Below are 15230 nucleotides of genomic sequence, written 5' to 3' on the forward strand. Positions count from 1 at the left end.
TCGGATTCATCAATGGCCCGACTATACCCCTCAGCCCCGGCGACTGTGAACGCAGACGGGTTATTCAGTCTCTGAATGGCGGGTCACATCAGCCCTGGCCCATGCAGGAAGTGTGGGAGCTGGCTTGCCTGCGATGGCGGTGTATCAGTGACAGATGAGTTGGCTGATCAGCTCCCACAGGGTTAATCAGCGCTGGGCTTGGGCTGTTCGTAACGAGCATTGAACGCCTGGATGAACCCATTGCGCAGAATCGCGATCACCGCAGAAAACGCACTGACATTTTGCTGATGCACGCTACCGCTCAGCTCCACACGGGTGGCGAACTGGTTTTTACGCTGGTTTTTCAGCACGGTTTCGCTGGCGCCCACCACGGCTTCCCAGATTGAGCGGAAGATATTCTTGTCCTGGTTTTCAACGTCTTGTTGCCAGTCGAACACCTCCACATCACGCAGCAGTGGCTTGATGTAGCCGGTGAGCCGGCCATTTTCAGCCTGGGCTTCGATCACCACATCACCCGTGCCTGCCTTGAAGTCGAACTTGCCATAGGCCGATGCAAAGTCGTTCATGCGTTTGAGTTGCAGGTCGCGGGCGCGGAAGCGGAACTCGAACTCTTCGAAATCGCTCAGCGGGTCAAAGGTGGCGTTGGCTTCCAGGGGCGCCTGGCCTTGCAGCAGTGCCTTGCCTTCAAAGCGTGCATCACGCTTGCCTTTGACATCCACCACATTGGTCAGGTTATAGAAGCTGGCGTTGACCCCGGTGGCGTTGATATTCACCTGAGGCTTGGAGCTGAAGTTATGGAAGGCGATCTCGCCGTCTTCGATGCGTACTTCATTGAGGGTAATCGGCAGCAGCTTGCGCAGTTGTTCCTGCCAGTCGGTGCCTTTACCGGTCTGGGACGCCTGTTTGTTGGCACCGCCATCGACGAAGTTGATCTGGGGGCGTACAAAATGCCCCTCGGCCACGACGGCATGGTCGTACCACAGCGAATGCCAGCTCACGGCGAACTCGATCAGCGGCGCCTTGACGAAAGGTACCGGGACCTTGCCGTCCACCTTGACGATTTGCAGGCCGTTGATCCGATAGGCGCCGCGCCATAGCGCCAGGTCCACATCGGCAATCTCGCCACGGTAGTCGCCCATGTTGGCGAGTTTGTCGTTCAGGTAGTTGCGCACCAGGTAGGGCAGCGCGATGTGCACGGCAATCAGGACCAGCACCAGAGCGGCGATTGTCCCTAACGGCCAACTGTAGCGACGTTTCATTGGGCAGTTCTCCTAGCTTGTAGGAGATTGACTGTTCTGATCGTCGCAACGTTCCTCCTTCTGGACGCTTGGGAGCACGAGGCATACCCTTGGGGCCTTCCAAAGTCTCGACAACAGGAATCGCCATGAGCCGCATCTTCGCAGACAACGCGCACTCCATCGGCAACACGCCTCTGGTTCAGATCAACCGCATCGCACCGCGGGGCGTGACGATCCTGGCCAAGATCGAAGGGCGTAACCCCGGCTATTCGGTGAAGTGCCGCATTGGCGCCAGCATGGTCTGGGATGCGGAAAGCAGCGGCAAACTCAAGCCGGGCATGACCATAGTCGAGCCGACTTCGGGCAACACCGGTATCGGCCTGGCATTTGTCGCCGCTGCCCGTGGCTACAAGTTGCTGCTGACCATGCCGTCGTCCATGAGCCTTGAACGCCGTAAAGTGCTCAAGGCTCTGGGCGCCGAACTGGTGCTGACCGAGCCGGCCAAGGGCATGAAGGGCGCCATCGACAAGGCCGCCGAGATCGTCGCCAGCGACCCGGCCACCTACTTTATGCCGGCCCAGTTCGACAACCCGGCAAACCCTGCGATCCACGAGAAAACCACCGGCCCGGAAATCTGGAACGACACCGATGGCGCCGTGGACGTGCTGGTGGCGGGCGTGGGAACCGGCGGCACCATCACCGGGGTATCGCGCTATATCAAGAACACCGCGGGCAAGCCGATCCTGTCGGTGGCTGTGGAACCCATGGTTTCGCCGGTGATCACCCAGGCCTTGGCGGGTGAAGAGATCAAGCCCAGCCCGCACAAGATCCAGGGGATCGGCGCCGGTTTTGTGCCGAAAAACCTCGACCTGTCGATGGTCGACCGCGTGGAGCTGGCGACCGACGAGGAGTCCAAGGCCATGGCCCGGCGCTTGATGCTGGAAGAGGGCATTCTGTGCGGGATCTCCTGTGGCGCCGCCATGGCGGTGGCCGTGCGCCTGGCCGAGAAGCCGGAAATGCAGGGCAAGACTATCGTGGTGATCTTGCCGGACTCCGGTGAGCGCTACCTGTCGAGCATGTTGTTCAGCGATTTGTTTACCGAGCAGGAAAACCAGGCCTGAATACTGTAGGAGCGAGCTTGCTCGCGAAAAACCTGAGAGCGCCACGTTGTGTCAGTAAGCCCTCGTTATCGTTGACGTTCTTCGCGAGCAAGCTCGCTCCTACAAGTGTTGATACAGGTCAGTCTGGTTTCCTGGGCCTTCTGCATAATGGCTCAAGTGTTTATCATGGCCGGCTGTTACGTCTGGTTTCCCATTGACGGAAATTTGCTGGCCAGGCGCTTATTTCCAGGAGTTGCTGCATGACCTTTTCTTTGGCCGCCAAACTGTCGGTGTTGCTGCTGTTCATTGGCAGCACGCTGTATGTGCACCTGCGTGGCAAGGCCCGTTTGCCGATGTTGCGTCAGTTCGTCAACCATTCAGCGCTGTTCGCCCCGTATAACGCCCTGATGTACCTGTTTTCCGCGGTGCCGTCCAAGCCCTACCTGGACCGCAGCAAGTTCCCGGAACTGGATGTGCTCAAGGACAACTGGGAAGTGATCCGCGAAGAGGCCATGCACCTGTTCGACGAGGGCTACATCCGCGCCGCCGAAAAGAACAACGACGCCGGCTTCGGTTCGTTCTTCAAGAAGGGCTGGAAGCGTTTCTACCTCAAGTGGTACGACAAACCGCTGCCATCGGCCGAGGCGCTGTGCCCCAAGACCGTGGCGTTGGTGAGCAGCATCCCTAACGTCAAGGGCGCGATGTTTGCGCTGTTGCCGGGCGGCAGTCACCTCAACCCGCACCGCGATCCGTTTGCCGGTTCCCTGCGTTATCACCTGGGGCTGTCCACGCCGAACTCCGACGACTGCCGTATCTTCGTCGACGGCCAGGTCTACGCCTGGCGCGACGGTGAAGACGTGATGTTCGATGAAACCTACGTGCACTGGGTGAAAAACGAAACCGAACAGACCCGTGTGATCCTGTTCTGCGACATTGAGCGGCCATTGAGCAACCGCGTGATGACCCGCATCAACCGCTGGGTCAGCAAGCAACTGGGCCGCGCAACCGCGCCGCAGAACCTCGATGACGAGCGCGTGGGCGGCATCAACCAGGCGTACGCCTGGAGCAAGACCTTCAGCGACAAGTTCAGTGGCCAGGTCAAACAGTGGAAGCGCAAGCATCCCAAGGCCTACCGCATTGCGCGGCCGGTGCTGGCGGTGGTGGTGCTGGTACTGCTCTGGAAGTGGCTGTTCGGCTAAACCGCACACCATAAAAAGGCGCTGTATCGAAAGATACAGCGCCTTTTTCATGCCTGGAATGTGATCAAAACTGTGGGAGCTGGCTTGCCTGCGATGGCGGAGTATCAGCTATAAAAAGGTTGGCTGACCCACCGCTTTCGCAGGCAAGCCAGCTCCCACCTTTGATCTGCGTTGCTCTTAAGAGGCGATCAACTGGCGCAGCACGTAGTGCAGAATCCCGCCCGCCTTGAAATACTCCACTTCATTCAAGGTATCAATCCGGCACAGCACCTCAACCTTCTCGCTGCTGCCATCCTCCCGCGTGATCACCAACGTCAGGTTCATCCGCGGCTCGATCTCGGCATCGGTCAGTCCGAGGATATCGATCTTCTCCTTGCCGGTGAGCTTGAGTGTCTTGCGGTTCTGATCCAGCTTGAACTGCAACGGCAACACGCCCATGCCTACCAGGTTGGAGCGGTGGATACGCTCGAAACTCTCGGCGATCACCGCCTTGACCCCTAGCAGGTTAGTGCCCTTGGCCGCCCAATCGCGGCTGGAGCCGGTACCGTATTCCTGGCCGGCGATCACCACCAGCGGTGTGCCCGAGGCCTGGTACTTCATGGCGGCATCGTAGATCGCCATTTTCTCGCCCGTAGGGATATACAGCGTGTTACCGCCTTCTTCGCCGCCGAGCATTTCATTGCGAATACGGATATTGGCGAAGGTGCCGCGCATCATCACTTCATGGTTGCCCCGGCGTGAGCCGTAGGAGTTGAAGTCACGCGGCTCCACGCCCTGTTCGCGCAGGTAGCGCCCGGCCGGGCTGTCGGCCTTGATATTGCCGGCTGGGGAGATGTGATCGGTGGTTACCGAATCCCCCAGCAGGGCCAGCACGTTGGCGCCCTTGACGTCCTCGATCACCGGCAGCGGGCCAGCAATGTCGTCGAAGAACGGCGGGTGCTGGATGTAGGTGGAATCCTGCTGCCACACGTAGGTGGCTGCCTGCGGCACTTCAATGGCTTGCCACTGTTCGTCGCCGGCAAACACTTCGGCATATTCCTTGTGGAACATGCTGGTGCTGACTTGGGCCACCGCTTCGGCGATTTCCTGGCTGCTGGGCCAGATGTCCTTGAGGTATACCGGATTACCCTGCTGGTCATTGCCCAGCGGTTCGCTGCTGATGTCGATGCGCACGGTGCCGGCCAACGCATAGGCGACGACCAGGGGCGGCGAGGCCAGCCAGTTGGTTTTCACCAGTGGGTGCACACGGCCTTCGAAGTTACGGTTGCCGGACAGCACCGAGGCCACGGTGAGGTCGGCCTTCTGAATGGCTTTTTCGATCGGCTCGGGCAGGGGCCCGGAGTTGCCGATACAGGTGGTGCAGCCGTAGCCCACCAGGTCGAAGCCAAGCTTGTCCAGGTACTGGGTGAGGCCCGCAGCCTTGTAGTAGTCGGTGACCACTTTGGAGCCTGGCGCCAGGGAGCTTTTCACCCAGGGCTTGCGGGTCAGGCCTTTTTCCACGGCTTTTTTCGCCACCAGCCCGGCCGCCATCATCACGCTGGGGTTGGAGGTGTTGGTGCAGGAGGTAATCGCGGCGATCACCACCGCGCCGTTTTTCAGGCGATAGGTGTTGCCTTCGTATTCATAATCCGCCTCGCCGACCAGATCGGCATTGCCCACGGCAACGCCGCCTCCGCCCTCGCTTTCGAGGCGGCCTTCTTCTTTGCTGGTGGGCTTGAATTGCAGCTCGAGAAAATCGCTGAACGCTTGGCCTACGTTCGGCAGGGCGACGCGGTCCTGGGGGCGTTTAGGCCCGGCGAGGCTGGCCTCGACAGTGCCCATGTCCAGGGCCAGGGTGTCGGTGAAGACCGGCTCCTGGCCTGCGTTGCGCCACAGGCCCTGGGCCTTGGTATAGGCTTCCACCAGCTTGACCGTCTCAGCCGGGCGGCCGGACAGGCGCAGGTAGTCCAGGGTCACCTCATCCACCGGGAAAAAGCCACAGGTCGCGCCATATTCCGGTGCCATGTTGGCGATGGTCGCGCGGTCGGCCAGGGGCAAATCGGCCAGCCCGTCGCCGTAGAACTCGACGAACTTGCCCACCACGCCTTTTGTGCGCAGCATTTGCGTCACGGTCAGCACCAGGTCGGTGGCGGTGATGCCTTCCTTGAGCTTGCCGGTGAGCTTGAAGCCGATGACTTCCGGGATCAGCATCGACACCGGCTGGCCGAGCATCGCCGCTTCGGCTTCGATGCCGCCCACGCCCCAGCCGAGTACGCCGAGGCCGTTGATCATGGTGGTGTGGGAGTCGGTGCCTACCAGGGTGTCGGGGAAGGCGTAGGTGCGGCCGTCTTCTTCTTTGGTCCATACGGTGCGGCCCAGGTATTCGAGGTTGACCTGGTGGCAGATACCGGTGCCAGGTGGCACGACGCTGAAGTTGTCAAAGGCGCTCTGGCCCCAGCGCAGGAAGGCGTAGCGTTCGCCGTTGCGCTGCATTTCGATGTCAACGTTCTGCTCAAAGGCGCTGGTGCTGCCGAACTTGTCGACCATCACCGAGTGGTCAATCACCAGGTCCACCGGTGACAGCGGGTTGATGCGCTGCGGGTCGCCCCCGGCCTTGGCCACGGCGGCGCGCATGGCGGCCAGGTCGACCACCGCGGGTACCCCGGTAAAGTCCTGCATCAGCACGCGAGCGGGGCGGTACTGGATCTCGCGGTCAGACTGGCGCTCTTTGAGCCAGGCGGCGATGGCCTTGAGGTCGGTGCCGGTGACGGTCTTGGCGTCTTCCCAGCGCAGCAGGTTTTCCAGCAGCACCTTGAGGGACATCGGCAGCTTGTCCAGGTCACCCAGGCTCTTGGCGGCTTCGGGCAGGCTGAAGTAGTGGTAGGTTTTACTGTCTATTTGCAGTGTCTTAAGGGTTCTCAGGCTATCAAGGGATGACATTACATGACTCCTTATGGTCCGCACGGCTACGGACCTGACGGGACGAACAGAGCTATCACGTTAGCGCTGTTTTCATTAGCAGGCTAATAACTGGACTCTATCGCTGAGTCCAAGGTTCCGAACTCGGCTATCATGCGCGCGTTTTCATGACAGGTATTGCGATAGCGCAAGGCCAGTTGATTCACCAGGAGATTCAATGAACACCCTTTTTATGCACTGCCGCCCGGGTTTTGAAGGCGAAGTCTGTTCCGAGATCGCGGAGCACGCCGCGCGCCTGAACGTGTCCGGCTACGCCAAGGCCAAGACCGGCAGCGCCTGCGCCGAATTTGTCTGCACCGAAGAAGACGGCGCCCAGCGCCTGATGCACGGCCAACGCTTCGCCGAGCTGATCTTCCCCCGGCAGTGGGCGCGCGGGGTGTTTATCGACCTGCCGGAAACCGACCGTATCAGCGTGATCCTCGCCCACCTGCGCGAATTCCCCGTGTGCGGCAGCCTGTGGCTGGAGATGGTCGACACCAACGACGGCAAGGAACTCTCAAACTTCTGCAAGAAGTTCGAAGTGCACCTGCGCAAAGCTCTGCTTAACGCCGGCAAGCTGGTGGACGACCCGAGCAAGCCTCGCCTGCTGCTGACCTTCAAGAGTGGCCGTGAAGTGTTCATGGGCCTGGCTGAGTCGAACAACTCGGCGATGTGGCCCATGGGCATCCCGCGCCTCAAGTTCCCGCGTGACGCGCCCAGCCGCTCGACCCTGAAGCTGGAGGAAGCCTGGCACCACTTTATCCCCCGTGACCAGTGGGACGAGCGCCTGCACGGCGACATGACCGGCGTCGACCTCGGCGCCGCACCGGGCGGCTGGACCTGGCAACTGGTCAACCGTGGCATGCTGGTGACTGCCATCGACAACGGCCCCATGGCCGAAAGCCTGATGGACACCGGCCTGGTGCAGCATCTGATGGCCGACGGCTTCACCTTCGTGCCCAAGCAGCCGGTAGACTGGATGGTCTGCGACATCGTTGAGAAGCCCGCTCGCAACGCGGCACTCTTGGAAACGTGGATTGGCGAAGGGCATTGCCGCGAGGCGGTGGTGAACCTGAAGTTGCCGATGAAACAGCGTTACGCCGAAGTGAAGCGTTTGCTGGAGCGCATCGAAGAGGGCTTCAAGGCGCGTGGCATTCGTGTGGAGATCGGCTGCAAGCAGCTCTACCACGATCGCGAAGAAGTGACCTGTCACCTGCGCCGCCTGGTAGACGTAAAGAAATCCAAAGGCCGCTGATATTAAATGTGGGAACTGGCTTGCCTGCGAAAGCGGTATAACAGTCGAAATTTATGTTGAATGTGCCCCCGTCATCGCGGGCAAGCCCGCTCCCACATTGTTGAGCGGTGCCAGTTTTAGGAGTGAAGTATGAGTCTTGAACTGCCGGTTGATGGCACCCTCGACGCCACCGGCCTCAACTGCCCGGAACCCGTGATGATGCTGCACCAGCACATCCGCGACCTGCCGGCGGGCGGCCTGCTCAAGGTGATCGCGACCGACCCGTCGACCCGTCGCGATATCCCCAAGTTCTGCGTGTTTCTCGACCATGAACTGGTGGATCAGCAGGAAGATGCTGGCACCTACCTGTACTGGATCCGCAAGAAAGCCGATTAAGCCTGCGCCTTTTCGGCCCGAATGCGTCGGCGTGCACTGCGCGCCAGGCGCACCACCAACATCCCCGCCGCACAGCTCAAGCCCACGATCAGCCCTTGCCATAAACCGCTCGGGCCGCTGGGCTCGCCGAGCCAGTTGGTCAGGCCCAGGGCGTAACCTACCGGCAGGCCAACGCCCCAATAGGCGAACAAGGTCAGCACCATGGTCACCCGGGTGTCCTGGTAGCCGCGCAATGCGCCGGCGGCGGTGACCTGGATCGAGTCAGAGAACTGGAACAGCGCCGAGAACACGATCAGCATCGACGCCAGGTGGATCACCACCGGGTCGGGCGTATAGATCGCTGCAATCTGCTCGCGAAACAACAGCATCAAGCTGCAGGAAAAGCAGGCATACGCCAGTGCGGTGCCCATGCCGACGCCGGCGGCGAAGCGTGCTTCCCGAGGTTCGCCGCGCCCCAGCGCCTGGCCGACGCGCACGGTGACGGCCATGCTCAGGGAGTAAGGGATCATGAACACCAGGGAGCTGACGTTCAGCGCGATCTGGTGGCCGGAGACCACCGTGGCGCCCAGGCTGCCGATCAACAAGGCGATCACCGCAAAAATACTCGATTCGGCAAAGATCGCCACGCCTATCGGCAGGCCAATGCCCAACACGCGCTTGATCACCGCCCACTGCGGCCAGTCGAAGCGCTTGAACAATTCGCTGCTTTGATAGGCCGCGCCCCAGCGCGTCCAGATGGCCAGACCGATCATCATCACCCACATTGCAATCGCGGTAGCCCAGCCACAACCCACGCCGCCCATGGCCGGTACGCCCAGGTGGCCGTAGATGAAGATGTAGTTCAGCGGAATATTCAGCGCCAACCCGCACAAACCCATGACCATGCTCGGCCGTGTGCGGCCCAGGCCGTCACTGAAACAGCGAAACACGTAGTACAACGCCACCGCCGGCATACCGGCGGCGATGCCATGCAGGTAGCCCATGGACGGCTCGATCAAGTCGGGTTCGACCTTCATCGCATGCAGGATCGGCTCGGCGCACAGCAACAATAGCGCCCCTGCGATGCCAACCACCACGGCCAGCCACAATGACTGACGCACCAAGGGCCCGATCTCGCTGAACTGGCCCGCACCGTAGCGCTGGGCGACTTTCGGCGTGGTGGCCAGCAGAGTACCGGTCATCAACAGGTACACCGGGATCCAGATCGAATTACCCAGGCCCACCGCCGCCAGGTCCTGTGGGCTCACGCGCCCGGCCATCACCGCATCGACGAAGCTCATTGCGGTGGTTGCCAGTTGGCCAATCATGATCGGCAAGGCCAGCGTCAGCAGGCCGCGCACTTCCCGGCTGATGCGGGTGGGGCGGGAGAGGGTAGCGGTGGCAGTGTTCACGTACAGGTGTCCAATAAAAAAGGCAGTCGCAAGGACGGCGGATTCTACGCGTTGACGCAGCGGTCAGGAAAAAACCTGTGTTAGGGATTTGTAAGCAATGCGCCCAGGCCAGCGCTGAACCCTGTGGGAGCTGGCTTGCCTGCGATGCAGGCACCTCGGTACATCAGGCAAACCGGGTCGATGCCATCGCAGGCAAGCCAGCTCCTACACAGGATCTTCTGTACACTGCCAATCCGCCAAAGGAGCCTGCCATGCTGATTGTTGCCGACGAAAATATCCCGCTGCTCGATGCATTCTTCGAAGGGTTTGGCGAGATTCGCCGCGTGCCTGGCCGTTCCATCGACCGCGCTACGGTCGGGCAGGCCGACGTGCTACTGGTGCGCTCGGTGACCAACGTCAACCGTGCCCTGCTTGAGGGCAGTAACGTGCGCTTTGTTGGCACCTGCACCATCGGCACCGACCACCTGGACCTCGACTACTTCAAGCAAGCGGGTATCCAGTGGTCCAGCGCGCCCGGCTGCAATGCGCGTGGGGTGGTGGACTACGTGCTTGGCAGCTTGCAGACCCTGGCTGAAATCGAAGGCGCTGACCTCAAACAGCGTACCTATGGCATCGTCGGTGCCGGCGAAGTCGGCGGGCGCTTGGTCAAGGTGCTCAAGGGCCTGGGGTGGAATGTGTTGGTGTGCGATCCGCCGCGCCAGATTACCGAAGACGGTGATTACGTCAGTCTGCAGCAGGTCATCGAGCAATGTGACGTGATCAGCTTGCATACGCCGCTGATCAAGTCCGGCAACGGTTCGACCTGGCACCTGTTTGATCGCCAGCGCCTGGCACAGCTCAAGCCGGGCACCTGGCTGATCAACGCCAGCCGGGGTGCGGTGGTGGATAACGCCGCGCTGCGCGAGGTGTTGCTGGCGCGCGAAGACCTGCAAGCGGTGCTGGACGTGTGGGAAGGCGAGCCCGAGGTGGACGTCGACCTGGCTGACCTGTGCGTGCTGGCCACGCCGCATATTGCCGGCTACAGCCTCGATGGCAAGCAGCGCGGCACCGCGCAGATTTACCAGGCGCTGTGCGCGCACCTGGGCCAGGAACCGAGTATTCACTTAAGTGATTTGCTGCCGGCCCCCTGGCTGGCCGAGATGCACTTGCATCCTGAGACTGACCCGGCCTGGGCGCTGGCGACCTTGTGCCGCAGTGTGTACGACCCACGACGTGACGACGCGGATTTCCGTCGCAGCCTGGTGGGCACTGTGCAGGAACAGCGCCAAGCTTTCGACCTGCTGCGCAAGCACTATCCGGAGCGTCGCGAGATCGATGGCTTGAAGGTGCGCATCAACGGGGAGTCGGCGGTGCTGTCACAGATCGTGACTGCTCTGGGTGCCGAACAGCTGTAACGGTTATCGCGGTGCTCTTGAGGCCTTCGCGAGCAAGCTCGCTTCTACAGCGGGCATAAAAAACCCGGCCACTTGGGCCGGGTTTGAAAGAGCGTGGGCGCTTCAGCCTTGCTGGGCAGGCTTGACCAGTCGCTGTTCCAGCTCGCTGCAGGCTTGCTGGATCATTTCTTCGGTAATCTGCACTTCCCGGCCCTTGGCATCGATGTACGAGCAAGGCAGCTGCTGCGGCTGGCGGATCACTTCAATCTTGGCGTCGCTGCTATTTTGCAAGGTCATGGCCTGTCTCCTCATCAGGTTGTGTACCTACTTTAATTCCCCCGCATGAACGCGCTGTTACAACTCCTTACACGCTCATCGGTTTGAACACCCAGTCCACCAGAAACCGGTACATATTTCCAGATCAGGCTTAGACCGATAGCCTCTAGCGGCCTGCATCGGCGGGCATAATTAACCTGACTCATTGTTATTTGCGCAAGTTCCCCCAATGTTGAGGTACAGACTCCTCATTGGGTGATGCCTTCCATGTTCTCCATCCGTCAACGCCGTGCGATTCGCCTGGCCAGCCGCTTTATTGCGCCCTACCGTTGGCAGGCGCTTGGCGCACTGCTGGCGCTGATCGTCACCGCTGGCATCACCTTGTCCATGGGGCAGGGCATACGCCTGTTGGTGGACCAGGGCTTCATGACCCAGTCGCCACACCTGCTCAACCAGTCAATCGGCCTGTTCATGCTGCTGGTGCTCGGCCTGGCCGTGGGCACCTTCACGCGGTTTTACCTGGTGTCGTGGATTGGCGAGCGGGTGGTAGCCGATATTCGCCGGCAGGTGTTCAACCACCTGATCTACCTGCACCCCGGCTTCTACGAGAACAACCGCAGCTCGGAAATCCAGTCGCGGCTGACCACCGACACCACCTTACTGCAATCGGTGATCGGCTCATCACTGTCGCTGTTTCTGCGCAACGCCCTGATGGTGATCGGCGGCATCGTGTTGCTGTTTATTACTAACCCCAAGCTCACCAGCATCGTGGTGGTGGCGTTGCCTCTGGTTCTGGCGCCGATTCTGATCTTCGGGCGCAGGGTGCGCAGCCTGTCGCGTTTGAGCCAGGACCGTATCGCGGACGTCGGCAGCTATGTCGCCGAGACGTTGGGCCAGATCAAGACCGTGCAGGCCTATAACCATCAGGTGCAGGACGAACAACGCTTTGCCGTCACCGTCGAGGACGCCTTTGTCACGGCACGTAAACGCATCTTGCAGCGCTCCTGGCTGATCACCCTGGTGATCATGCTGGTGCTCGGCGCGGTAGGCGTGATGCTTTGGGTGGGCGGCATGGACGTGATCAGCGGGCGCATTTCCGGCGGTGAGCTGGCGGCGTTCGTGTTCTACAGCCTGATTGTCGGCAGCGCCATCGGCACCCTGAGCGAAGTGCTTGGCGAGTTGCAGCGTGCCGCCGGGGCAGCCGAGCGTATCGGTGAGCTGTTGCAGTCAGGCAACGAGATCCAGGCGCCGGCCACTGGCGGCGTACGTTTGCCGGATCGGGTCAGTGGCCGCATGGAACTGCAGGACCTACGCTTTTCCTATCCTTCGCGACCGGACAGCTATGCCATCGACGGCTTGAACCTGACCATCAACCCGGGCGAAACCCTGGCCTTGGTAGGGCCGTCCGGTGCGGGCAAGTCGACGATTTTCGATCTGCTGCTGCGCTTCTACGACCCCCAGCAAGGCCGAATCCTGCTCGAAGGCCAGCCGCTGACCGAGCTAGACCCCCTGGACCTGCGGCGCCATTTCGCCCTGGTGTCCCAGAGCCCGGCGTTGTTCTTCGGCAGCGTCGAGGACAACATCCGCTACGGCAACCCGTCCGCGACCACCGCCCAGGTGGAAGCCGCCGCGCGTATTGCCCACGCCCACGACTTCATCCTGCAAATGCCCGACGGCTACCAAACCCACCTCGGCGAAAGTGGCCAGGGCCTCTCCGGCGGCCAGCGCCAACGCCTGGCCATCGCTCGCGCCTTGCTGGTCGACGCGCCGATCCTGCTGCTGGACGAAGCCACCAGCGCCCTCGACGCCCAGAGTGAACACCTTATCCAGCAAGCGCTGCCGCAGCTGATGCAGGGGCGCACCACGCTGGTGATCGCCCACCGTTTGGCCACGGTGAAGAATGCCGACCGCATTGCGGTGATGGACCAGGGCAAGCTGGTGGCGGTGGGCACGCATCAGCAGTTGATTGCGAGCAATCCGCTGTATGCGCGGTTGGCGGCGTTGCAGTTCAGTGCGGACCCTGTGGGAGGGGGCTTGCCCCCGATAGCGGCGGATCAGCAATAGACGTGTGACTGACAGCCTGCAATCGGGGGCAAGCCCCCTCCCACATTAGAAGCAGGTTCAGAGCCTTATTGGTCGTCGAAGTACCGCTCATGCCAATCCACCAACGGCTGCGGTGAGTTGAGCTTCTGCCCGTAGATCACCGAATAAGACAGCACGTTCTGCACATACTGGCGGGTTTCGTCGAAGGGGATGCTTTCCACCCACACGTCGAAACTCAGGTGGTCTGCGCCGCGCAGCCATTGGCGCACGCGGCCGGGGCCGGCGTTGTAGGCAGCGGAGGCGAGCACGCGGTTGCCGTTGAACTGGCTGTGAACCTGGCTCAGGTAAGCAGCGCCGAGCTGGATGTTTTTATCCGGGTCCAGCACCTGGGCCGGGGAGGCCAGGGGGATGCTGAACTTGCGTGCAGTTTCCTTGGCGGTGCCGGGCATCAGTTGCATCAGGCCGCTGGCGCCGACGCCGGAGCGGGCATCGTCCATGAACGCGCTTTCCTGACGGGTGATGGCAAAGATCCAGCTGGAGTGCAGGCCACGTACCTTGGCTTCGCGCACCAGGGTGTCGCGGTGGGCCATCGGGAAGCGGATGTCCAGATCGTCCCAGTACTGCGCCTGGCTGATGGTGCGGATGGCCGGAAAGTACCACTTCATGTCGTAGGCCAGTTTGGCCTGGGCGACCATCTCGTCACGGTTGAAATGACGGCTGACGTGGTACCACTCGCGGCGACCGTCGACGATCTGGCCACGGGCGTAGAATTCCAGGGCACGCCGCACCCCCGGGGTATTGCGCACCTTGTTGACCAGCGCCTGGCTCATCACCAGCGGCTTGTTGTTCAACTGGTAAGGGGCTTTGGAGCGGTCAGCAGCGAGGAAACCGTAGAAGTCCCGCTCCTTGGCCACGTTTTTGTACAGCACCAAAGCCTGCGGGTTTTTCGGCTCGGCCAGCTCCAGGCTGCGTGCCTGCCAGTAGCGCCAACGGTTGGTGGTGGCCAGGTCCTGTGGGAGTTTGCGGGTCAACTGGTAGGCGTCTTCCCAGCGCGCTAGGCGCAACAGCAGGCGCAGACGCCACTCGGAAACCGTATTGTCGCGTAACTCGGGGTCGTACTTGGTCATGACCTCCAGTGCGCGCGGGTCGAAGCGCTTGGCCAGGGTCAAGCCGATCTCGCGGGCAATCGAGACTTTTTCGTCACGGGAGAAGTGCATGCTGCTGGCGTAACCGTCGAGCAGCGACATGGCTTTGTCCGGATCCTGCCGCGCCAGGCGACGCAGGCCCAGGCCCACGGCGTCAGACATGGCCTCGGTGGCCGGCTGGAAGCGTGACGGGTCGCTGAGCATGTCGGGCTTTTGCGCAACATCCACCATCAAGCGGCCTTGGGCGCCGAGGGTGGGTAGGGTTTTCACCAGGCTGTTGGCCAGCGCGTAGTTACGCGCTTCGGCGGCGAGCTTGGTGCGCTCCCAGATCTTCTGCTCGGTGAGCTGGCCGGCAGCGGCCCATTGGCCAAACGTGGCGTCACAGGCGGCTGGCTGGGATTTGCCGGTCATCCACAATTTTTCGGCGGTCTTGTAGCCTTCAGCCTTGAGATTGTGGCTGAGCTGGTACTGGCCATGCAGGCAATCCAGCTCGACGAAATTGAGCTTGGTGTCGTAGTACTTTTCAAAAGTTTGCCAATCGCCGCGTTCGGCCAGCCAGCGCAGCCAACGCAGTTTCATCCAGTTGGCCTGGGGCAAGTCGCCGTGTTTGGCGAGGAATTGTTCGATTTCCTCGTTACTTGCGGTTTTCAGGCGCGCGGTCAGTTCGTCGTAGGCCAGGTAGGGCGTGAGCGGGTAATCGGCCAGGGCCTGGCTGTATTGCATATAGGGGCCGCTGTCGCCCTTGGCCAAGGCACGTTTGGCTTGATCGTAATACTGGCGTTGAGTGGTGAGGTCCACCGCCTGGGCGGATTGAACGGCAGTGGCGGAAAGAAGCAGACAAGATAAAAAGTTGAAAAGGCGACTGCGCATGAGACGTCCGTGCAGAGAAATCACGACT

General features: G+C 61.3%; 11 protein-coding genes and 1 pseudogene. 6 read left to right on the top strand and 6 right to left on the bottom strand.

What is annotated here, in order from left to right; genetic code table 11:
* Nucleotides 1-182: 182 nt before the first annotated feature.
* Nucleotides 183-1259, bottom strand: a complete 1077-nt coding sequence (locus RHM69_RS30060) for a DUF748 domain-containing protein (RefSeq protein ID WP_014717497.1) — start codon at nt 1257-1259, stop codon at nt 183-185.
* Nucleotides 1260-1384: 125 nt separating this feature from the next.
* Between RHM69_RS30060 and cysK the strand changes: the two genes are divergently transcribed.
* Nucleotides 1385-2359 (top strand): cysteine synthase A, encoded by a 975-nt coding sequence (cysK, locus tag RHM69_RS30065; protein WP_014717498.1) that lies wholly within the window; start codon nt 1385-1387, stop codon nt 2357-2359.
* On the opposite strand, the pseudogene RHM69_RS30070 reads toward cysK, so the two are convergent.
* A pseudogene (locus RHM69_RS30070) lies at nt 2358-2450 on the bottom strand (outer membrane lipoprotein carrier protein LolA); the annotation flags it as partial. The gene cysK and the pseudogene RHM69_RS30070 overlap by 2 nt on opposite strands.
* A 148-nt stretch (nt 2451-2598) precedes the next feature.
* On the opposite strand from RHM69_RS30070, the gene RHM69_RS30075 reads away from it, so the two are divergent.
* Nucleotides 2599-3537, top strand: a complete 939-nt coding sequence (locus RHM69_RS30075) for an aspartyl/asparaginyl beta-hydroxylase domain-containing protein (RefSeq protein WP_005786126.1) — start codon at nt 2599-2601, stop codon at nt 3535-3537.
* Nucleotides 3538-3714: 177 nt separating this feature from the next.
* On the opposite strand, the gene acnA is transcribed toward RHM69_RS30075, so the two are convergent.
* On the bottom strand, nt 3715-6456 hold the full coding sequence (acnA, locus tag RHM69_RS30080; RefSeq protein WP_200599236.1) for an aconitate hydratase AcnA: 2742 nt from the start codon (nt 6454-6456) through the stop codon (nt 3715-3717).
* A gap of 196 nt (nt 6457-6652) precedes the next feature.
* Here acnA and rlmM point away from each other — a divergent pair, with 196 nt between their 5' ends.
* Together rlmM and tusA are read left to right on the top strand one after the other, a co-directional pair.
* On the top strand, nt 6653-7729 hold the full coding sequence (gene rlmM / locus RHM69_RS30085) for a 23S rRNA (cytidine(2498)-2'-O)-methyltransferase RlmM (RefSeq protein WP_014717500.1): 1077 nt from the start codon (nt 6653-6655) through the stop codon (nt 7727-7729).
* A gap of 129 nt (nt 7730-7858) precedes the next feature.
* A complete protein-coding gene (tusA, locus tag RHM69_RS30090; protein WP_014717501.1) occupies nt 7859-8104 on the top strand; it encodes a sulfurtransferase TusA in 246 nt (81 codons plus the stop codon).
* Here the strand turns inward: tusA and RHM69_RS30095 are convergent.
* Nucleotides 8101-9495: an MATE family efflux transporter gene (locus tag RHM69_RS30095; protein WP_168224235.1), complete on the bottom strand. Its 1395-nt coding sequence runs from the start codon at nt 9493-9495 to the stop codon at nt 8101-8103. The two genes, tusA and RHM69_RS30095, sit on opposite strands and share 4 nt — an antisense overlap.
* A gap of 251 nt (nt 9496-9746) precedes the next feature.
* Here RHM69_RS30095 and pdxB point away from each other — a divergent pair, with 251 nt between their 5' ends.
* Nucleotides 9747-10889 carry a 4-phosphoerythronate dehydrogenase PdxB gene (gene pdxB / locus RHM69_RS30100; RefSeq protein WP_014717503.1) on the top strand — a complete coding sequence of 381 codons (1143 nt, stop codon included), beginning with the start codon at nt 9747-9749 and terminating at the stop codon, nt 10887-10889.
* A gap of 102 nt (nt 10890-10991) precedes the next feature.
* Here the strand turns inward: pdxB and RHM69_RS30105 are convergent, their stop codons facing one another.
* The gene (locus tag RHM69_RS30105; protein WP_014717504.1) at nt 10992-11165 is read right to left on the bottom strand and encodes a PA1571 family protein; all 174 of its coding nucleotides are present in this window, start codon (nt 11163-11165) and stop codon (nt 10992-10994) included.
* A gap of 237 nt (nt 11166-11402) precedes the next feature.
* On the opposite strand from RHM69_RS30105, the gene RHM69_RS30110 reads away from it, so the two are divergent.
* Nucleotides 11403-13208 (top strand): ABC transporter ATP-binding protein/permease, encoded by a 1806-nt coding sequence (locus tag RHM69_RS30110; RefSeq protein ID WP_161937002.1) that lies wholly within the window; start codon nt 11403-11405, stop codon nt 13206-13208.
* Nucleotides 13209-13273: 65 nt separating this feature from the next.
* Here RHM69_RS30110 and RHM69_RS30115 read toward each other — a convergent pair whose 3' ends face one another.
* Nucleotides 13274-15202 carry a transglycosylase SLT domain-containing protein gene (locus RHM69_RS30115; protein ID WP_014717506.1) on the bottom strand — a complete coding sequence of 643 codons (1929 nt, stop codon included), beginning with the start codon at nt 15200-15202 and terminating at the stop codon, nt 13274-13276.
* Between the last annotated feature and the right edge of the window lie 28 nt (nt 15203-15230).

This window comes from Pseudomonas sp. CCI1.1 (genome assembly GCF_034348165.1).
Classification (GTDB): Bacteria; Pseudomonadota; Gammaproteobacteria; order Pseudomonadales; family Pseudomonadaceae; genus Aquipseudomonas; species Aquipseudomonas paracarnis.